Below are 19931 nucleotides of genomic sequence, written 5' to 3'. Positions count from 1 at the left end.
GCTATCTGAAAAGGAGTGGAAGTAATCATGGCGACAAAGCAGCCGAATATTCTGATTCTTTGGGGCGATGATATCGGATGGTGGAATATCAGCTTCAACAGCCGCGGGCAGATGGGTTATCGCACGCCCAATATCGATCGCATTGCCAATGAGGGCGTGGCATTTACAGACTACTACGCTCAGCAAAGTTGCACGGCTGGCCGCGCAGCATTCATTACCGGACAGAATCCGATCCGCACGGGACTGACCAAGGTCGGCATGCCGGGTGCGGATGTCGGTTTGTCAGCGGAGGACCCGACCATTGCGCAGATGCTCAAGCCGCTGGGTTACGTCACCGGGCAGTTCGGCAAGAATCATCTGGGCGACAAGGATGAATTTCTGCCCACCATGCATGGATTCGACGAGTTCTTCGGCAATCTCTATCACCTGAATGCGGAAGAGGAGCCCGAAGATCCGGATTATCCAAAGGATCCTGCGTTCAGGAAACGCTTCGGTCCGAGAGGTGTGCTCCACTGCCACGCTGATGGAAAGGGCGGTCAGAGAATCGAGGACACCGGTGCGCTGACCAAAAAGCGCATGGAGACGATCGACGAAGAAACGACGACACTCGCGTGCGCATTCATCGACAAGGCGCACAACGAAGGCAAACCATTCTTCGTCTGGTACAACACGACGGCCATGCATTTCCGCACTCACTGTGCGGAGAAGCACAAGGGCAAGAGCGGACAGGGCGACTATAACGACGTCATGGTTGCGCACGACGAGAACATCGGCAAGATGCTTGCGAAGCTCGACGAGTTGGGCATTGCCGACGATACCATCGTGATGTACTCGACCGATAATGGCCCTCACTTCAATAGCTGGCCGGACGCGGGCATCACGCCCTTCCGGTCCGAAAAGAATACCAACTGGGAAGGCGGCTGGCGTGTTCCGGCGTTCGTTCGATGGCCGGGGAAAATCCCTGCCGGCACGGTTCTCAACGGCATAGTCACGCACCAGGACTGGATGACGACCTTGCTCGCGGCGGCTGGCGAGCCGGAGGTAAAAGAAAAGCTGCTTCAGGGATACAACGTCGGCGAGAAAACGTACAAGGTCCATCTGGACGGTTTCAACATGCTTCCTTATCTGATGGGCGAAGTGAAGGAAAGCCCGCGCGATTCGTTCTTCTATATCAGCGACGACGGCGACGTAATGGCCATCCGCGTGCGTGACTGGAAAATGGTGCTGCTGGAGCAGCGCGCCAAACAGTTGGCATGCTGGGCGGAACCTTTCGTCCGGCTGCGGATTCCGAAGATGTTCAATCTTCGGCGCGATCCATTCGAGCGTGCGGATGAGAGTTCGAACACGTACTACGACTGGATGATCTCCCACGCCTATCTGGTGTATGCGATGCAGGCGGTCGTCGCCTCGCAGATCGAAAACTTCAAGGCGTTTCCTCCGCGTCAGAAGCCTGCGTCATTCAACCTCGACGCGGTGCTGCGCCAACTCGACGATGCGGGTGGGGGCGCTCATCACTGAGCGGGCATAAGCGTCGCCCGATGGCATCCATCCCGGCCCCGGCTGAAACAGCCGGGCGTTGCGCAGTGGAAGGAGGTGTCAAGTGACTGCAGAGCATGACCGGCTCGTTGAAGCCCGAAGCGGCGTCACACCGTGGAAGAAATGGGGACCCTATCTGTCTGAACGACAGTGGGGCACGGTGCGCGAGGACTATAGCGAATCCGGCGACGCCTGGAACTATTTCAATCACGATCAGGCGCGCTCGCGGGCGTACCGATGGGGTGAAGACGGACTGGCCGGCATCTCCGACGATGAGCAGCTTCTGTGCTTCGCCGTGAGCCTATGGAACGGTCACGATCCGATATTGAAAGAAAGGATGTTCGGCCTGACAAATGGCGAAGGAAACCGCGGAGAGGATGTCAAGGAGTATTACTTTTACCTCGACTCGACGCCGACTCATTCCTACATGAAGTATCTGTACAAGTATCCGCAGGCCGCGTATCCCTATGACGACCTCGTGAAGACGAATCGTCAGCGAAGCCGGCAGGAACTCGAGTACGAACTGATCGATACGGGCGTATTCGACGAAGACCGCTATTTCGATGTCTTTGTCGAGTACGCCAAGGCCTCAGCGGAAGACATTCTGATTCGGATCACCGCGATCAATCGGGGTCCGGACGCGGCCGCACTACATGTCCTGCCGACACTCTGGTTCCGAGACATCTGGTCATGGGCCGAAAACGTGGCTCGGCCATCGCTTCGCCAGGCGTGGGCAAGCAACACGGATAGCGTCATCGCTGTCTCTCACCCCGATCTCGGCGCCTGGCGGCTCTATTGCGAAGGCGCCGCTTCGCTTCTCTTCACGGAAAACGAAACCAATACCGAGCGCCTTTATGGCACTGCAAACCGGACGCCGTACGTCAAGGATGGCATCGACCGCTACGTCGTTCACGGACAAGAAGCGGCGGTGAATCCGGAGAAGCGCGGGACGAAGGCCGCCGCACACTATTCGATGACGGTCGGCTCGGGCGAGTCGCTCGCCGTCCGTATGCGCCTTGTCCGCGATACGCCAGAGCACCAGACTCCGGCAGATGACGGCTTCAGCAAGGCGTTCGGTAGCGCTTACGACGAAGTGATGAAAGCGCGCCACCGCGAAGCCGACGAGTTCTACGCGAAGGTCATTCCCGCCTCGCTGGATGCGGACGCCACGAATGTGATGCGCCAGGCGCTTGCCGGCATGATGTGGTCAAAGCAGTTCTATTACTACGACGTCGACAAATGGCTGACCGAACGCGGCTCGGACCCGTTCGATCCCAAGCGGCGGGCGCCACGCAACGATCACTGGCATCACATGTACAACGCGGACATCGTCTCGATGCCCGACAAATGGGAATACCCGTGGTATGCAGCGTGGGATCTCGCTTTCCACGTTCTCGCGCTGACTCTCGTGGACGAAGATTTCGGCAAGCAGCAACTCGACCTGATGCTGCGAGAGCGTTATCTGCATCCGAGCGGGCAGCTTCCGGCGTACGAGTGGAACTTCGGCGACGTCAATCCACCGGTGCACGCCTGGGCGACGATCTTTGCCTATCGCCTCGAGCAATACCGCTATGGGCGCGGAGATCTTCTTTGGCTCGAGCGGTCGTTCCACAAACTGCTGATGAACTTCACGTGGTGGGTGAACCGCAAGGATCGTACGGGCAACAATGTGTTCGAAGGCGGCTTTCTCGGCCTCGACAACATCGGTGTCTTCGACCGAAGCGCACCGCTGCCTACGGGCGGATATCTGGAACAGGCGGACGGCACCGCATGGATGGCGCTCTTCTGCCAGAACATGCTCGAGATCGCGGTGCAGCTTGCCTTGAACAACCCTGCTTACGTCGACATGTGCGTGAAGTTCGTATCTCACTTCCTGTGGATTGCATCGTCGATGCTGCGCACCGGAGAGAGCGGCGGCATGTGGGATGAAGAACACGGGTTCTTCTACGATGTGCTGCGGTTGCCCGATGGCCGCTCCGAGCGGCTGACAGTGCGCTCCATGGTGGGGCTGCTGCCGCTATGCGCCGTCACCTCGTTCGATGGAGCGCTGGTGGAGAAATATCCCCATGCTTTCGAGAATCTCAAGCGGTTTCTCGCGGCGCGTCCTGAGATCATGGCTTCGATCCACGACCTGACGGCTAAGGGAGTCGCCGACCGCCGCATGGCTTCGATTCTCAACGAAGCGAACCTGCGACGCGTCCTGTCGAAGATGCTGGACGAGAACGAATTTCTGAGTCCGTACGGCATCCGTTCGCTGTCCCGATACCACGCGGAGCATCCCTACGTCTACCGCACGGGTGAGCAGGAATACCGGGTTTCATACTTGGCGGCAGAATCCGACACCGGCATGTTCGGCGGCAATTCCAACTGGCGCGGTCCTATCTGGATGCCGGTGAACGGGCTCATTATCCGCGCGCTGCTGCAGTATTTCAGCTACTACGGCAACGATTTCAAAGTGGAATGCCCGACCGGCTCCGGGCGTCACATGACGCTCTACGAAGTCGCCGAGGAGATCACCCGAAGGCTGGCGAGCATCTTCCTGCGCGGCAGCGACGGCCGCCGGCCGGTTCATGGCGGCACTCGGAAGTTTCAGGAGGATCCGCACTGGCGTGATTGCCTGCTGTTCTATGAGTACTTCCACGGTGACAACGGAGCCGGGCTCGGCGCCAGCCACCAGACGGGCTGGACGGGCATCATCAGCCGGGCGATGCATCTGTTCGAAACTACGACGCCGGACCAGTTTCTGCAGGCGGGAAGAGCCGCGGCTTTCGTCGAAGTACCGGTGACGGGCGCAAACACCGCAGACGTTCGAACGAGCAGTTGAGCATGCGAGCGGCTATGGGGCATGAGTGCCGAGGCCGTTGCGCAAGCCCTGACGAGGGCGGCTAGCGACTGCGACGAGGTTGAAGAACTACTAGAACGATATCGCCCGCATGCCCCGCGGTTCAATCTGCACTCGATGCTCACAACTCCACGATGAGGTGGTCACATGCATTGCGAATCGTCGAACGTGAACGCGATGTGGATCTCCGGCGTGTTAATGCTTTCCTTTGGAATAACGTGCAACGCACAGCAGCGATCCGCGCCTCAGGAACACGACGGTTGGCAGTTTTCGGTTACGCCCTATCTTTGGATGGCGGGACAAAGCGGCACGATTCGTGTGGGGAATGTCATCCCGGCGCAGAACGTGAATGTTCACTTCTCCAACGTCCTGAGCAATCTGGATTTTGGCGTGATGGGCACCTTCGAAGCACGCAAGCAACGCTGGTCGATTATTTTCGACGGGTTCTACATCAGCATGGGCAGGGATTCGGATCCGATTCTGGGTGGCGCGCTGGGCACGGCAAGGCTGAAACTCGAAAACAGTGTCGTACAGCTTGCCGGCGGATACCGCATCTTGCAAAGCGAAACGATGCCGGTAGATCTATACGCTGGCCTCCGATACACGAATCTCAACGCGGACCTGACCTTTTCAACGAGTCGCCTGTTGCCGGCGGGCGCCGCGCGAGGCACGAATGTCGATTGGGTCGATGGGCTGTTCGGTGTGCGGGCCGCCTACCAGTTATCGGACAGATGGTCTGTATGGGGCTCCGCCGACGTCGGCGCGGGAGGCAGCAACTACTCCTGGCAACTCATTGCAACGATTCTCTGGGATGCAACAAAAACGGTCAGCGCGAGTGGTGGTTTCCGCATACTCGCACAGGATTACAACACGTCTTCCTTTTACTACAACGTACGGACTGCCGGTCCATTTATAGGCGCGCGCATTCGGTTCTAAGGCCTGCCATCGACAATGCACCGTATCGATTGCCAAAAGAGACAGCCAGGCACAAGGCGCAAATACGGTAAGACTCATGCGGTACGCGCGTCAGACGCTCGACCAATAGACTTCCCTGATTGAAAGAGCGCATTGATAGATTTAAAAAACTATCGAATCAGTGTTTTAGCATTATCCCTTCAAGGACTTGATGCTTCACGTTCGCATTAAGCACTCGTAGCCGTATGACGCTTCATCGCTCACGGAGTCGATGCCCGGAGCGCTGACCAGGAGAAAGCAAGGCGCAGTCGAAACGTGCGCGGGTTGATGATCAGAGGCACAGGCGTCTCACTGCCGACGTCGACACGGGTGCTGATCGCATCGCTCATCCTTGGGAAGTCCGTTCGGGTCGCAGACATGCTTGCGTTCAACAATCGCTTTGCCGACAAACCGCTCGCATGGAAGGCGCTGATATACGCACTCCTCGCGCTTATCGTCCGTTATGTCGAACGGGTCTATGAAGTCTGGAAGGAGGCGCCCGGCCCGCACGCAGCCAGTCAGCAGACCGGGCCGTTGCCAACTAGCCGCTTCCTGGCCGTGCAGATCCTTCTAGTGATGTTGATCTTCATGCGTCATCGCCGAGCTGTCGCGAGTATTCTGCCGCGGAAAAATCAAGGCAATTTTCCTTGGCCCCTTGCCCGCGCGGCTCGAATAAGGCCGCTTCCACTTAACCTGCGTCACAGGGGCAGCGAATGACTGCGTTCGTCGATCACCCGGAGGTGTTGTTCGTCGTGCTTCTCGTGCTGTTCATCGGCGCGGTGGCCTTCGGTGCGTACGCGCTGCGGCGCATCGCCGTGCTGCCAGCGGAAGATCGCGAAGACTTAAACCTCATCCAGACATCCACTTTGACGCTGCTCGCGCTGCTGGTCGGGTTCAGCCTTTCAATGGCGGTGAATCGCTACGACCTGCGCAAGACGCTGGAGGAAAGCGAAGCCAATGCCATTGGCACAGAATATTCGCGCGCGGATCTTGCCGGAGCGGCCGCCGGCGCGAAGATCAAGTCGGCACTGCTCCATTACACGAAGCTGAGACTGGCAAACTACCGGACGCGCTCGCCCGAGGAGCTCGCGAAAAACGTCCGCGATACGGCAAATGTCGAAACGGAACTGTGGCAGCTCGTGACACAAGTTGCGAAAGAGCAGCCGACACCGATCGGCGCGCTTGTCGTTGCTGGCATGAACGACGTCCTGAACTCGCAGGACTACGCCGAGGCCGCGCGCATCAATCACATTCCCCTGGGCGCGTGGTATCTGATGATCATCATCGCGCTGCTCGGTTGCGTGGTGCAAGGTTATGGCGCGAAGGGCAACCTGCGCAAAGGGCTGCTCATTACGATTCTTCCGGTGACGGTCGCGCTGTCGCTCGCGCTCATCGCGGACATTGACAGCCCGAAAGGCGGACTCATCCACGTCGAGCCGCGGGATCTCGCGCGCCTGATGCAGTCGCTCGAGCAGTAACTCGCTTCCGACCTGGAGACGCTGCACACAACTCCGCAAACGCAAGACGCGATCTGGCGCTGCCTTGAGGTGGCACCGGACCCTGGAAGTTCTGGAACTTGGGCGCTCTTTCGTGTTGGGCGCGGCGCGGGGGCCTGCGGGCGGCGCGGTCGGCTGAATTCAGACGGGCAGGATTTGGGTGGCTTGCGATAGGCTACGATAGCGCAAACGACGTTGGCGACTTGGCCGGACCGGAGAGGAATAATCCGACCGCGGCCCGGGCGCCCTCGGCCCAGTTTGCTCCGTCGGCATGACGGCAACCGCGACACGGCATCGCACTTCTGATTTGGAGAATCAATGAGCCTCGCCAACTTCATTGAAGCCGATCTTTCCGGGCTGATTGACGACTGGACCGGCTACGCCCTTGCACTCAGCCAAGAGGGCAGCCAGCTCTCTGAAACGCAACTGCGTGATTCGGCCGCCGAGATATTGAGCGCGATTGCCGCCGACATGCGCGACACCCAGAGCCCAGCGCAGCAGCAGAGCAAGTCGCGGGGCGAACAGCAGGAACGGGAAACGAGCTTCGATCGCGTCGCGCAGCAGCACGCAGAGGCTCGTCTCTCGCATGGTTTCGGTATCAACGATGTCGTGGCAGAGTTTCGTGCGCTGCGGGCCACGGTGTTGCGACGCTGGCAGAAGACCTCACCAGACGGTGCTATAGCGTTTCAGGAAATGATTCGTTTCAATGAGGCAATCGATCAAGTGCTCGCGGAATCGGTACGACACTACGCGTATCGGACGGCGCGCATCCGGGACCTGTTTGCCGGCGTGCTTGCACACGACCTGCGCTCCCCGCTTGGCGCGATACTTAACTCGAGCGAAGTGCTTCTGCACGACGAAAGCCTGTCTTCAGCCAGTGTGAGAGCGGTCGCATTCGTACAGCGCGGAGCAATGCGCATGAAACAGATGATCGACGACTTGCTCATCTTCACACGCACCCGTCTGGGTGACGCAATGCCGGTCAGCTTTACGTCGCAGGATATGGGGCGTATCTGTGCCGACGCGGCGGACGAAGTGCGCGCGTCATACCCAAATGCGCACATCGACCTGCGTCTTGGGGGCACACTGCAAGGCCGATGGGATGCGAGCCGGCTCGGACAGTTGATGGTCAATTTGCTGACCAATGCCGTGCGATATGGCTCGGGTCCGATTGTCGTCGAAGCTAAGGGTCAAGACGAACAGGTGACCGTGATCGTTTCGAACGCAGGCGATCCGATACCGGAGGCCGCGCTTCCTACGCTTTTCGATCCGCTGACAAGGGCGGTTTCTCCTAACCACAGTGGGACCGCAGCCGGTGTGGGCCTGGGCCTTTACATCTGCCGCTGCATTGCCCTCGCGCACCAGGGCAGGATAAGCGTCGAATCGACGGAACGCGGGACTCGATTCATCGTGCACATGCCACGTTCACCGGCCTAATGGGATGGGAGCGGTCATGAGTAACTAGATCCAATGAAAGGCGACCGACACTTACGAACCTGGAGGCCCTTTCGTGCTAGCGGCCGACTTCCTTAGGTTCATCAATGCCGCCGAAAACGAACTAATACCCCGGTTGTCGTTTGTGCCATTTCAAGTTATCCAGAACATGTCAAAGGACCAACAGGTCTATGCACGTGGTCTCTGCCCAACCGCACTGCTAGCACTGCGTCGGAAGGATCAGGCGCTGGTACCGCAGCGGAAGGTTCTTCTTCACGCATAACTCCTTCTCATCAGCACGTCTCCCGGATCCGGGTCGCAAGCCACAGCACCGTTCCCTCATGCACGACCGTCTCTTGGCACTGCACGGTTGCGCCCCGGTGACGGATCAACGCCAGTTGCTGTGCCGGCGCTTTCTTCAAACGGCGGCTGGTGGCGAAAGCCGGCGCCGCCAGAGACGATTGCGATGATCGCGCCCACGACAAGCGCGGCAAAGGAGAACCAGCTCGCACGCGCCACGCCCCGAGCAGCTGTATCGGCCGTCTCACGCGCCGTTTGCTCGGCCTGCGGACCTGACGCGGCCGATGCTGCCGAGGCGACTGCCGCTTGTACTTGCTGTTTCGCGGTATCAACCATCGACGTGTTGGTGCCCGCCTGGTTTCCGGCAGTCGCGCCTACCTGCGCCGTCGTTGCGGCGACACTGCCGGCAGTACTGACCGCGCCGGTGATCAGCGACGTCATGCCGTACACAATAAGCAGCGTCATCACCGCCCAGGACAATAGGCCGTGCAGCCACCCCAGCACCGGTGCGCAGCGGCCTGCGTAGTAGGAGCCAACAAAGACTGCCAGTACCGTGGTGACGATGACCCAAACCCCGGACCCAAAGCCAAACCCGTGCAACGGATCGGACTTCGACATTGGCGACAGCAGCGATGCCCCAATGGCCGTACCGAGAACGCTCATGATGAGGTAGACGACCATCGAAAGGATGACGCCAGCGATTATTGAGGCCCATGACAGCCGGGGCAGTCCATCTCGAGTGGTTAGAAGTTTCATGGGATCATCCAAATAGTAAGTGAACGCGTAAAGCCCGCTTTCAGCCGCGGCCTTTCAAGCAGCGCAAGCGTCGTGCCCATCAAATGTCGTCGGTGGCGCTGGACGCACGCTTGGGTGCCGATCTACAGACATTCGCCATTCCTAATTGAAATTCACGTCGACGCGAGCAAGTCCTTCGTCATACTATGAAACGATGATCGCGGCCGCGGGAAGGACCCGGAAGTGGCTCTTCCTGCCCTCCACCGCGCGCGTTTCATCGGCGCGCATGTGGCGACGCAATGTGGTGAACCCGTTCTGGAAGGTGGCGGAAATGTTAACGACGACGGTGGTTCTGTTGCTCCTTGGCGCGGCACTCGCCGTTTATCTCAACGACAAGAACGGCGAGAGCAGTAGTCTATGGGCGCAATGGGAGCGCGAACTAAAGACAACCAGAAAGACGCATGAAGATGCATGAGCTCGAGTTCAATGCATTTATCGCCGCGCAGACTCTATCGGAGAGGAAGAAATGATCGCTATCGCCGCAAAGCCTTATCGAGGCATCGCCGGATGCGGCGCTTTCCGGCAGCTCCAGGCTGAACATGAGCCCGTGCGGTGTTAAGGACCGGCATTTGCTGGACACGGTTGAACAGCCTGAAGCGCGAGGAGCCATGATGGGTGCAACCGGTAGACGCCCTAAAATCGTTCTCTTCCAGTCGAAATCTGTGCCTGCGATGCCTGGTCACTCTCAAAGCGACTTCCAAATATATGCCTCTTATCGCGGATCGCTTTCGAGTGGGTTCTACGGAACCTTGAAGGTGGTGCGCAAGACTGACGGCCGACTGCTTTATCCGTTTGATGGCGCCCCAGACATCGGCCCGTTTAGTACGAGTACGGGCGCCGTAGCGGCGGCGCAGCAGCGCGGCATTGCGATTGTCGACGGGGATCTCGCGCGGCCGGAGCTTTAGAATGAACACAACCCATCGCCCAGCCCGCTGAGCCGCTGAGTTCATCGCGCGACGAACATCAAACGTGGCGAGGCGCCGGCAAAGGGCGGGCCAGATTGCAAGGTGAGCTCCGTTACGTCAAATCAACTCAATGTGGCGACGCTTGGCCCGTTTTACCTCCTTTTGGGATTGTCCTGGACAGCCTTGTGCCCGACATAGAATTTGGATGATCCGGGAGCCGTTAGCAGGCCGGGCGGTCATCTGGAATCCCGCCAACGACCTTATCCGGCTGGGATGGTCGCTTGCGACGGCACGCTCAATCCATGCCTATATGCGGGGCAATACAGTGAATTTCTACGCTTTTCCTGGGCCTTCGCTTGCCGCCGTCAATTGCCCATCGTGAAGCTGGACGAGCGCCCGTACGACGTACTGCCGCTTTCTGGCCTGACGAAGCGTCGCGTCCGTGCGCTGGCCCGGTCGCTGGGCGCCGAGGATCGTTTGGTCATGAAAGTGCCCACCGCGGATCTGGAATTGCTGACCCTTCAGCGTCCCGACGAAGATAGCTACGGTATCAGCTACAAAAATATCGACGACTTTCTCGAAGGCAAGGAAGTCACTGCCGAAATCACCTCTAACATCAAATGCTTTTACGAGGCGACGTGGCAAAAACGCTCGCTGCCGGTGGCAATACTGCCCGATGGAAACTAATACGATGCACTCGGGCTGCGTTGCTCGACACAGTCGGTACGCTGCAACGTGACGGAAGTAACGCCGGGCAGCATCATTGCCCGCGACGCGAATCGGCGAAACGCCGAGGCTTCGCCATAGCAGTTAAATTCGAGACGCCGCTGACCCAGCTGGTGACTGCAAACAAGCCCCTCGTCAGCCATGAGTGCGAGCACACGGGATGGGTCGATCGGCGGGGCGCCGCATCCAAGGAGTGTTATGGTCGCACGCATGTCGCCTCCGGTCTGTCGGTCCTGCAATTCGTTGCCGCGAACCTGAATTTATGATCCATACGTCGCTACCGACCGATGGCAGCGGATTTTGGTCCCGCTGGGTCCGTCGTACGACAACGGTGGCGCGTCCGCGCCGACGTAACCTCTCACCATGACTTCTAGATCGGCCCGGTCGGTCTCGGTCGCAGGCGTCTCAGGAGGCGTCTTCGCCTGAATATCCCTCGGTTGCGACTGAGTGAGGTTGGATTCGGCGTTGTTCATTAGCAGGCCTGTCTGGTTTTAGTCGCCGATAAGAAGGAAACTTCCCATTCGCATTTCCTGCAACTACCTTCAGCATCGACCATGCCTCAGCCGCGACCTGGCAACGCACGCACTCGGCGGACAAGAAGGCCGAGGCCTCGGCACAGCAGTTGCTCATTCTTAAGCCCGACATTTCAATCCAGGGAGCATCCCGTGAAAACAAATATGGCTATCCGCGCAACGACAATCGTCGCGCTACTTGGCGCTTTCTCGCCAGCCTTCGCTCAAACACAAGCTGCGAGTACGACACAAGCCAACGACCTCTCTCCAGTCGACAAAGCGTTCGTGCAGGCCGCATCCGAATCAAGTTCGACCGAGATCGACACGGCAAAGCTCGCCACGAAGCAGTCCCAGGACAAGGACGTTAAAGACTTCGCCCATCAGATGATGATTGACCACACCAAGCTGACGGTTCAGCTCAAGATGGCGGCGCCGCACGGCGTCGTAGTTCCCAAAGATAATTCGGATCCCGCAGTGCTCGACGCGCTCAAACCGTTGAAAGGGAAGGCGTTCGACGCTGCCTATATCAAGACCGTTGGTGTCGAAGGACACCAAAAGGCGGTCGCAGCCTTTCAGAAAGAAGCTCAAGAGGGACAGAATGCAGATCTGAAAAAAGCTGCCGCAAAGGCGCTGCCGACTATCCAGCATCATCTCGAGATGGCGCAAGCGCTGGCGGCAAAGAAGGGGGTGAAGTAACGACCGCGTGATGGGTGTATACCCGACTTACGCTATCGCGCGCTCTGGGACGCGGCATATCCATTGCTGAACAAGCACTGCTTCCAATACCGCGGTTACACCGGACCATGTCTAGGCGCGGGAGACGTAGTCCGGTGCTTTCGGCGAGAGGAATAAAGGGTCCTTTGATGCATGGGTGCGTCCGCTGAAAAGCGGGCCGCTACAAACCAACCGGAGAAATTCATGGCTGCAAAAACCTTAAACGACTTGTTCGTGCATGCGCTGTCGGACGTCTATAGTGCCGAGAAACAGCTGACTAAGGCGCTTCCCAAGCTCGCCCGAGCTGCGACCAATCCTGAGCTTGCCGCCGCCTTCAAGACCCATCTTGAAGAAACACAGGGGCAGATCGAGCGAATTGACCAGGTGGTCGAAAACACGGACATCAAGCTCAAGCGCGTAAAGTGCGTTGCAATGGAGGGGCTCGTTGAGGAGGGGCAGGAGCAGATTGAAGAAATCGAGCAGGGGCCCATTCTCGACGCGGCCTTGATTGCAGCTGCGCAGAAAGTCGAGCACTACGAAATCGCGACCTATGGGACGTTAGCGGCGCTCGCAAAAAAGCTAGGCTACACCGACGCGATGAATCTGCTGCTTGAAACGCTAAAAGAAGAAAAGGCAACGGACGAAAAACTGACGTTGTGGCCGAGCAACAAGTGTCCGAAGAAGAGGCTGGAACGCCGGCCGTGAAGCAAGCTGGAAAGCGAAGCGTGAATTAACGACACCTGCCGCGGCGCAGCTATGGGCCGCGGCGCGCCCGATAGCTGCGCCCGCCGCGGAATGAAATTGCCGGAGAGCGCGGACGACGTTGTAGCTGAGGGTGGCGAAACGCGGCAAGATGATGCGCGCATCGGTGCTCCTGACGCCGTTCCGTGTCCCTCGTGCACAGCGATTCGACGGCAGACTGTGACGACGCACGACAAACGGCACCGAACGCGGCCATCGCCGCCCGAGGGTGCAACAGGGCGAGGTCTGCGCTGTCGTTCGACGCGGCCCCAACTGAGCGCCGAAGGTACTACTGCCGTTGCGATCTAATCAATCGGCTCCCGATGAACTGGCAAGTCCGTTCTGATGTAACAGTGGGCATATAAAGTCGATTATGGGTCAGACCGCGCCCAAGCGCGGTCCATGCGTCAGACGCTCTCTGCTGCACTCAGACAGCTTTACCCGAGCCAAGGTCCGCGCCGGTGGTCGGGTCGGTGGTTGGATCGGATGCGGTGCGCGAGGCCATCGACTGAAGCACCTGCACGTCTTCTTCAGACACCGTAACGGTTGCCGTTCCGTCGCCACCGTCGACAGCCGGCTGTGGGTCCTCCACAAATTCCCAGTCGCCGCCTTCGTTCCACGGACCGCGAGCGTCGCCCCCTTTGGACATGTTGAAGTACACGCTTGTGAATTCCGGGTTACCTGGCAACTTGCCTTGCGGGAAGTTCGGCTGAATGGAATGCAGCGCTTTTTCGAACGACTTCTGGTGCGCGATCTCACGCGTCATCAGAAAGCCCAGTGCGTCCTTGATGCCAGGGTCTTCAGTGACGTTGATAAGCCGTTCATAGATGATCTTCGCGCGGGCTTCGGCGGCGATATTCGAACGCAAGTCGGCAGTGGGCTCACCGATCGTGTCGATGTACGCTGCAGTCCAAGGTACGCCTGCCGAGTTGGTCAGCGACGGGCCGCCGCCGTACAGAATCGAGGTGATATGCGAGTCATTGCCGGCGCCGGTGAGCGACCTGTAAAGCTCCGCCTCCTGCTCGACGCCCTCGGCCAGTTGACCTTTCGCCCCTTTGTTGAGCATTGCCACAATCGAACCGATGACTTCGAGGTGGCTGAGTTCCTCAGTAGCAATGTCGAACAACAGATCCTTCCGGCCAGGATCGTCTTCACCGACCGCCTAGGTGAAGTAGCGGCACGCAGCGGCTAGTTCGCCTTGCGGCCCGCCGAATTGCTCCAGTAGTAGATTAGCCAGACCGGGGTTCGGCGTCGCAACGCGGACGGTGTATTGCAAGCGTTTGTTATGGACGAACATATCAACGGCTCCTTTCAGTGGGCACATACGCAGCCCGTCCCGGCACCGCGTACACAATGATTATGAGAAGTCACCTTGGAGCGACCGAGCGGAGCGACTAAGCGTCACTGTTGTCCTTCGCCTCAAAGTCTCAGCGCATCGAATGTGCACTGGGCGTGTTGCGGCACCTGCCGCGTGACGAACGGGGCCGCTTCGCGCTTCGAAACGCATTCACGGCCCACCGTAGTCGCGCAATCCTTATGCCATCCTCTTGACTGACCGTCCCCTCGACGGTAATCGCGGAACGTCGATAAGTGACCCGCTGATCTGCGCTCGTTAACCGCTTAAACCGGTCGATTCAGGTCTGTGTCTTGTGGATCGAAACAAGATGTTCGATTGGCCGTCGTTGCGAATTACTGCTTCGACGAACGAGGTGTGTCGATCCACTTGAGCCGCTCTCTGACAGTGCCAAACACGGAACAGAGATGTTCGAACGACCGGCCGGATCTGTTACCGTCGGACCTAGATAGAGCCTTTTGGCACAGATGTCGGATGCGGTGCGATCGCGGCTCGTATCGCGGCCTCCAATTGACCAAGAGTGAAAGGCTTCGGAAGCTCGGACCATGCGAAGCTGGGTTGCATTTGCGGCGGGATGGTGCTCCCTGAGGCAAAGATCACTCCAAGGCCTGGACACATCGCTTTCGCTTGCTTCGCTAACTCCAGGCCCGACATGTCGGGCAAGTTGATATCGGTGAGCAGCACATCGAACCGGCGCTGGTCCAGCGCTGTCAGCGCTCCCGAAGCGTGCGCCGTGGCAGACACCCGATGGCCCAGCAGTTCGATCAGCTCGCACACGGCTTCGCAGGCCAAAGGGTCGTCCTCGACCACCAGGATGTTCTGAGCCGGCGTTTGTGCGGCCTGCAGTTCGCTCGCCCTGGCATTGTCCTTCGCGAGCGTCTCACCGGGAGAACCGAGCACGTGTCGAATCTTGAACGCCAAGTCTTCGCGACTATAGGGCTTGCTCAGAAGCTCTACGCCTTCATCGAGACGCCCCGCGTGGACGATGGCGTTTTGCGTGTAGCCCGATGTGAAGAGCACGCGTAAGTCAGGCTGTAGCCGCCTTGCCTGCCGAGCCATCTCGGGGCTCTTGAGCGTTCCTGGCATAACCACATCAGTGAAAAGAAGATCGACATGCATGCCACTGCTCACGACAGCGAGGGCCTGCTCTGCGTTGTCCGCTTTCAGCACACCATAACCGAGTTCCTTCAGCATCTCGATGACCGTCGCCTGAACCTTGTGGTCGTCTTCCACGACGAGGACGATCTCGTTTCCACCGGGTGTCGGGCCGGTCGTACGGCGCACCGGCTCGTAAGCCTGCGCCGTCGACCTGGGGAGATAGATGCGGATTGTCGTGCCGTGTCCCGGTTCGCTGTAAATGCGGATATGGCCGCCGCTCTGCTTGACGAATCCATAGGCCATACTCAAGCCCAGCCCGCTGCCTTCTCCTTCAGGCTTTGTCGTAAAGAACGGATCGAAGGCGCGTTCAAGGATTTCCTGCGTCATCCCATTGCCAGTATCGGTGACGGCCAACATCACGTAGTGACCGGCTGGCACATCGGAAAGCGAGCGAACATATCGATCGTCGAGCATGGCATTGGCAAGCTCGAGCGTCAATTTCCCGCCGTCCGGCATCGCGTCACGGGCATTGATCGCCAGGTTCAGGACGACGTTTTCCAGTTGATGCCAGTCCACCATTGCGTTCCACAGGCCACCGGCCACGACCGTTTCCACCTCGATGGTTTCCCCGATCGCGCGGCGCAGCAAATCGTCCATGCCGCGGATCATGGTGGCGAGATTCACCGAGACCGGCCGAAGCGCCTGACGGCGGCCAAAGGCCAACAGCTGCGAGGCGAGCTTGGCACCGCGCTCGACCGCATCGAGCGCGTTGGCGAAACGCGCGATTGACCATTCGTCACACGAGGCGCGGCTCAGTAGCAGGTCGAGATTGCCGCGCAGCACTTGCAATACGTTGTTGAAGTCGTGGGCCACGCCCCCGGTGAGCTTGCCGATTGCTTCCATCTTCTGCGCCTGGAAAAGCGCCGCCTGAGTCTGCTCGAGCGTTTGTTGGGCCTCGTATTTCTCGGTGACGTCACGCGTGATCTTTGCAAAGCCGATCAAGGTGCCCGACTCATCCCGTATCGCGTCTATGACCACGTGTGCCCGAAAACGGGTACCGTCGCGGCGGACACGCCATCCCTCGGCTTCGAAACGCCCTTCTCTGGCGGCCGTGGTGAGCGCCCGGTGGGGCACGCCAGCCTCGATGTCTTCAGATGTGTAGAAGCGGGAAAAGTGCGACCCAACGATCTCTTCCGTCGCATACTCCTTGATACGTTGCGCGCCCTGATTCCAGTTAGTCACGTGTCCGTCGGGCGAGAGCATGAAAATCGCATAATCGGTCACACCCTGCACGAGCAGCCTGAAGCGCCGCTCGCTCTCGATGACGGCGTCATGGGCGCGACGTTTCTCGCTCTCGTCGCGGACGACCTTCACGAACCCGCGAACATGCCCATCCGGCTTTATGAGGGCAGTGGTGACCACGCTTGCCCAGAACACCGAACCGTCCTTTCGCCTTCGCCACCCTTCGGTCGTGTGGCTGCCGTGCTCGCGGGCGTCGCGTAGTTCGGCTTCGTAAGTCTCGGCCGAGCGCGCATCGGAGGCGAACAGGACGGAGTAGTGCCGCCCGACGATCTCAGATGCGTCGTAGCCGTAGATCGATGCGGCGCCAGGATTCCACGAGGCGACGAACCCCTGCGGGGTCAACGCAAACAGGGCAAGGTCGATTGTGGACTGCGTCCAAAGTTGCACCCACTCCGATAGTTCGACGCGCTCTTCACTACTTTCCATGTGTGTCACTGCCTTGCTTTGTTGCTTCGTGTGCGCCGACACTCGGACGCTCGAGTCCGCGGCCGTTTGCGTCGTCTGAATTTACCTGATCCAGCACGCGCGCTCCGCATACCAGGAGGAGAGGTGCTCGCTGCATGTTTTGAAAAAAGGGAAATTCGACACCAATGGAAGCAGAGTCTTCCGGGACCCTCGAACCACCTCATCCACCGAACGACATCGACAGATCTTCGTAGATCCTCCCCTGATGGTGTGGCGGTAAGAGGTCTACGGGCATAGTTCCTCTTCGCGCAAGCCAAGGATGGACGAAATGCCTTTCTCGCCGGAAAAAAGACCACCCTCGGGCGGTGGTTAGGAAGTTGGGGCATGCGGAACGCCTGCAACGGGTGGACTAACCCCAACACGCAGGATAAAACCTGTAGCAATCCACGTTCCACAGCGATGTTGCCATCGGCGGACTTCCGTACGAGCGCTTGTTGTGACCATCTCATTAGATTCGCTTCGCGCCTATCACGAGCGCACTCGCGCCAACCTCGTCGTTTTTCCATCAATGGCGCGGATCAGCGCTTCTGCCTCGCATGGGCGCTATCACTTAGACGCCGTGCTTTGCCCGTGCCCGTTCCACAGAGCGGCCTCAGTTGCCTCTGGCCGGTTCCCGCCGGGCGCTTCTGCGCAGGACATCGGCGGGCACGCCGAATGTTCGGAGGAACGCGCGGCGCATACGTTCCCGGTCCGCGAAACCCGTTTCCTGGGCCACCACGTTGATCGTGTGGCGGCCTTGCTCAATCATGAATCTGGCTGCTTCCAGGCGAAGCTGTTCCACAGCCTTGGCGGGCGACTGGCCGGTTTCGGCCAGAAAGGCACGGCTGAACTGACGAGGACTGAGGTTCGCCACTTCAGCAAGCTCCTCGATGGTGAGCGGATTGCGAAGGTTGCGGCGAATGTGCGTGAGGACCGATTCGATCCGGTCGGACTTGGGCGTCATATCGAGCAGCGCGGAGTGTTGCATCTGCCCACCGAGACGACGCTGATTCATGACGAGGAGCCGCGCGACCATTTTCGCGGCGTCGGCGCCCAGGTCGTTGTCGAGCAGTGCCAGCGCAAGGTCGATACCGGCCGTCATTCCGGCCGAAGTCCAGATTGGGCCGTCGTTGACGAAGATCCGGTCTTCCTCCGTGATGACGTTCGGGAAGCGCGCCCTGAATTCCGACGCATGCGCCCAATGCATGGTCGCGCGCCTTCCCTCCAGCAGCCCGGCCTCGGCCAGAACGAATGCACCGCTGCATATCGACGTAATCCGTCTCGATACCCTGGCTGCCTCTTTCACGAAAGCCACCACGGCAGCGTCGGGCGACGGGATCTTCATTTCCGTGATCGAGCCTACGATGACCGTGTCGAATGCGGGATCGCCAAATGCCTCGGTCTCCAGCTTCATGCCGCCCGAAGACTCGACGGGACCACCGTGTTCAGACAACACATGAACGTCGTAGCTCTTGCGTCCATCGGGCAGGTTCGCAATCTCGAACACCGTCAGGGCGGCGAGGCTCATCATCTGAAATCTTCTCGGCACTATGAAGCCAATCCGGTGCATATCTGATCCTGCCGTTCGCAAAGGGAACGTGATGTGAATGTGCGCTGCCCGGGCTGCAGTCCCGGAATGAAGCCTCTTGATCCGAGACAGCGCGCAGTCCGCGCTCGAGCGAGGAGTGTCATGAATGGTGGCAACAACGACATGGATCGTAATGGCTCGCGACGTTAAGGTACAAGCACTTCTCTCACCGCTTCGCAGCAACGAAAGGAACACCATCATGTCGAAAATCATCCGGGCCGCAGCCGTTCAGATCGCGCCTGTTCTCTATAGCCGGGAAGGCACTGTCGATAAAGTCGTCAGAAAGATTCTGGCGCTCGGCAAGCAAGGCGTCCAGTTCGCGACGTTCCCCGAGACCGTCGTTCCCTACTATCCGTACTTCTCGTTCATCGAATCGCCGTTCGCGATGGGCGCCGAGCACTACAAACTGCTCGAGCAGGCGGTGACAGTACCGTCGGACACGACTCGGGCAATCGGCGAAGCGGCACGACAGGCCGGAATGGTGGTGTCGATCGGCGTCAATGAACGCGACGGCGGGACGATCTACAACACGCAACTGCTATTCGATGCCGATGGCACGCTCGTGCAGCGGCGCCGGAAGCTCTCGCCGACTTACCACGAGCGAATGGTCTGGGGAATGGGCGATGGTTCCGGCTTGCGCGCGGTCGATACTGCCGTGGGACGGGTCGGGCAACTGGCCTGCTGGGAGCACTACAACCCGCTCGCACGGTACGCGCTGATGGCAGATGGTGAAGAAATCCATTCGGCCATGTACCCGGGTTCGTTCGCCGGTGATCTTTTCTCCGAGCAGATCTCCGTGAACATCCGCCAGCACGCGCTGGAGGCGGGCGCCTTCGTGGTCAATGCGACCGCCTGGCTGACTCCCGAGCAGCAACAGCAGATTCTGCGGGATACCAACACAACCCAGCTCGGCCCGATTTCCAGCGGCTGTTTCACCGCGATCGTGTCGCCGGAAGGCGAGTACATGGGTGGCGCGCCGCTGCGTGAAGGGGAGGGCGAGATCATCGCCGATCTGGATTTCTGGCAGATCGACAAGCGCAAACGCATGATGGACTCGCGTGGTCATTACAGCCGTCCCGATGTGCTCGGGCTTGTGATCGACCGCACGCCGAAGCTGCACGTCATCGAGCGGTCGGTGCGCGCACCGGTTGAAGAGCCCGCGAGCGATCTCGAAGAGCTCGCCTGAGCCT

General features: G+C 59.3%; 14 protein-coding genes and 2 pseudogenes. 12 read left to right on the top strand and 4 right to left on the bottom strand.

Going from position 1 to position 19931, the window contains the following annotated elements; genetic code table 11:
* Window positions 1-27 precede the first annotated feature (27 nt).
* From NCT32_RS19275 to NCT32_RS19250, 6 genes are all read left to right on the top strand, one after another.
* Window positions 28-1518 (top strand): arylsulfatase, encoded by a 1491-nt coding sequence (locus NCT32_RS19275; protein ID WP_061117953.1) that lies wholly within the window; start codon window positions 28-30, stop codon window positions 1516-1518.
* 58 nt (window positions 1519-1576) lie between these two features.
* Window positions 1577-4360, top strand: coding sequence for an MGH1-like glycoside hydrolase domain-containing protein (locus NCT32_RS19270; RefSeq protein ID WP_284508535.1), 2784 nt, complete (start codon window positions 1577-1579; stop codon window positions 4358-4360).
* A gap of 165 nt (window positions 4361-4525) precedes the next feature.
* Complete coding sequence (locus NCT32_RS19265) at window positions 4526-5314, top strand: hypothetical protein (RefSeq protein ID WP_143756324.1); 789 nt, start codon at window positions 4526-4528, stop codon at window positions 5312-5314.
* Between the two features lie 306 nt (window positions 5315-5620).
* Complete coding sequence (locus tag NCT32_RS19260) at window positions 5621-6049, top strand: hypothetical protein (RefSeq protein WP_061117956.1); 429 nt, start codon at window positions 5621-5623, stop codon at window positions 6047-6049.
* Window positions 6046-6810, top strand: a complete 765-nt coding sequence (locus NCT32_RS19255; RefSeq protein WP_061117957.1) for a hypothetical protein — start codon at window positions 6046-6048, stop codon at window positions 6808-6810. Before NCT32_RS19260 ends, NCT32_RS19255 begins: the two co-directional genes overlap by 4 nt.
* 336 nt (window positions 6811-7146) lie before the next feature.
* On the top strand, window positions 7147-8265 hold the full coding sequence (locus NCT32_RS19250; protein WP_061117958.1) for a sensor histidine kinase: 1119 nt from the start codon (window positions 7147-7149) through the stop codon (window positions 8263-8265).
* A 336-nt stretch (window positions 8266-8601) separates the two neighbouring features.
* Here the strand turns inward: NCT32_RS19250 and NCT32_RS19245 are convergent, their stop codons facing one another.
* Window positions 8602-9318, bottom strand: coding sequence for a YrzE family protein (locus NCT32_RS19245; RefSeq protein WP_250490482.1), 717 nt, complete (start codon window positions 9316-9318; stop codon window positions 8602-8604).
* 193 nt (window positions 9319-9511) lie between these two features.
* Between NCT32_RS19245 and NCT32_RS19240 the strand changes: the two genes are divergently transcribed.
* The 5 genes and pseudogenes from NCT32_RS19240 (at window position 9512) to NCT32_RS19220 (ending at window position 12919) form a co-directional block, all read left to right on the top strand.
* Window positions 9512-9772 carry a hypothetical protein gene (locus NCT32_RS19240; RefSeq protein ID WP_061117960.1) on the top strand — a complete coding sequence of 87 codons (261 nt, stop codon included), beginning with the start codon at window positions 9512-9514 and terminating at the stop codon, window positions 9770-9772.
* A gap of 154 nt (window positions 9773-9926) precedes the next feature.
* Entirely contained in the window at window positions 9927-10262 is a 336-nt protein-coding gene (locus NCT32_RS19235) for a DUF6723 family protein (RefSeq protein WP_311768193.1), read from the top strand.
* Window positions 10263-10664: 402 nt separating this feature from the next.
* Window positions 10665-10949 (top strand): annotated as a pseudogene (locus tag NCT32_RS19230) (NAD(+) synthase); the annotation flags it as partial.
* 716 nt (window positions 10950-11665) lie between these two features.
* Window positions 11666-12196: a DUF4142 domain-containing protein gene (locus NCT32_RS19225; protein WP_061117962.1), complete on the top strand. Its 531-nt coding sequence runs from the start codon at window positions 11666-11668 to the stop codon at window positions 12194-12196.
* A gap of 222 nt (window positions 12197-12418) precedes the next feature.
* A complete protein-coding gene (locus NCT32_RS19220) occupies window positions 12419-12919 on the top strand; it encodes a ferritin-like domain-containing protein (protein WP_250490481.1) in 501 nt (166 codons plus the stop codon).
* 463 nt (window positions 12920-13382) lie between these two features.
* On the opposite strand, the pseudogene NCT32_RS19215 reads toward NCT32_RS19220, so the two are convergent.
* The 3 genes and pseudogenes from NCT32_RS19215 to NCT32_RS19205 form a co-directional block, all read right to left on the bottom strand.
* Window positions 13383-14252, bottom strand: a pseudogene (locus NCT32_RS19215) (manganese catalase family protein).
* Between the two features lie 501 nt (window positions 14253-14753).
* Window positions 14754-17135, bottom strand: a complete 2382-nt coding sequence (locus NCT32_RS19210) for a PAS domain S-box protein (protein ID WP_250490480.1) — start codon at window positions 17133-17135, stop codon at window positions 14754-14756.
* A gap of 631 nt (window positions 17136-17766) precedes the next feature.
* Window positions 17767-18723 (bottom strand): GlxA family transcriptional regulator, encoded by a 957-nt coding sequence (locus tag NCT32_RS19205; protein ID WP_061117963.1) that lies wholly within the window; start codon window positions 18721-18723, stop codon window positions 17767-17769.
* A 217-nt stretch (window positions 18724-18940) separates the two neighbouring features.
* On the opposite strand from NCT32_RS19205, the gene NCT32_RS19200 reads away from it, so the two are divergent.
* On the top strand, window positions 18941-19927 hold the full coding sequence (locus NCT32_RS19200) for a nitrilase-related carbon-nitrogen hydrolase (RefSeq protein WP_061117964.1): 987 nt from the start codon (window positions 18941-18943) through the stop codon (window positions 19925-19927).
* The last annotated feature ends 4 nt before the right edge of the window (window positions 19928-19931 follow it).

This window comes from Caballeronia sp. INML2, assembly GCF_023631365.1.
GTDB classification, from domain to species: domain Bacteria; phylum Pseudomonadota; class Gammaproteobacteria; order Burkholderiales; family Burkholderiaceae; genus Caballeronia; species Caballeronia turbans.
This window is presented reverse-complemented; position numbering and strand designations above follow the sequence as displayed.

What these genes read in the sequence shown, in the direction of transcription:
- NCT32_RS19275 (WP_061117953.1), top strand. Translation starts at nt 28, where the DNA reads ATGGCGACAAAGCAGCCGAATATTCTGATTCTTTGGGGCGATGATATC.
- NCT32_RS19265 (WP_143756324.1), top strand. Translation starts at nt 4,526, where the DNA reads ATGCATTGCGAATCGTCGAACGTGAACGCGATGTGGATCTCCGGCGTG.
- NCT32_RS19260 (WP_061117956.1), top strand. Translation starts at nt 5,621, where the DNA reads ATGATCAGAGGCACAGGCGTCTCACTGCCGACGTCGACACGGGTGCTG.
- NCT32_RS19255 (WP_061117957.1), top strand. Translation starts at nt 6,046, where the DNA reads ATGACTGCGTTCGTCGATCACCCGGAGGTGTTGTTCGTCGTGCTTCTC.
- NCT32_RS19250 (WP_061117958.1), top strand. Translation starts at nt 7,147, where the DNA reads ATGAGCCTCGCCAACTTCATTGAAGCCGATCTTTCCGGGCTGATTGAC.
- NCT32_RS19245 (WP_250490482.1), bottom strand. Translation starts at nt 9,318, where the DNA reads ATGAAACTTCTAACCACTCGAGATGGACTGCCCCGGCTGTCATGGGCC.
- NCT32_RS19240 (WP_061117960.1), top strand. Translation starts at nt 9,512, where the DNA reads ATGATCGCGGCCGCGGGAAGGACCCGGAAGTGGCTCTTCCTGCCCTCC.
- NCT32_RS19225 (WP_061117962.1), top strand. Translation starts at nt 11,666, where the DNA reads ATGGCTATCCGCGCAACGACAATCGTCGCGCTACTTGGCGCTTTCTCG.
- NCT32_RS19220 (WP_250490481.1), top strand. Translation starts at nt 12,419, where the DNA reads ATGGCTGCAAAAACCTTAAACGACTTGTTCGTGCATGCGCTGTCGGAC.
- NCT32_RS19210 (WP_250490480.1), bottom strand. Translation starts at nt 17,135, where the DNA reads ATGGAAAGTAGTGAAGAGCGCGTCGAACTATCGGAGTGGGTGCAACTT.
- NCT32_RS19205 (WP_061117963.1), bottom strand. Translation starts at nt 18,723, where the DNA reads ATGCACCGGATTGGCTTCATAGTGCCGAGAAGATTTCAGATGATGAGC.
- NCT32_RS19200 (WP_061117964.1), top strand. Translation starts at nt 18,941, where the DNA reads ATGTCGAAAATCATCCGGGCCGCAGCCGTTCAGATCGCGCCTGTTCTC.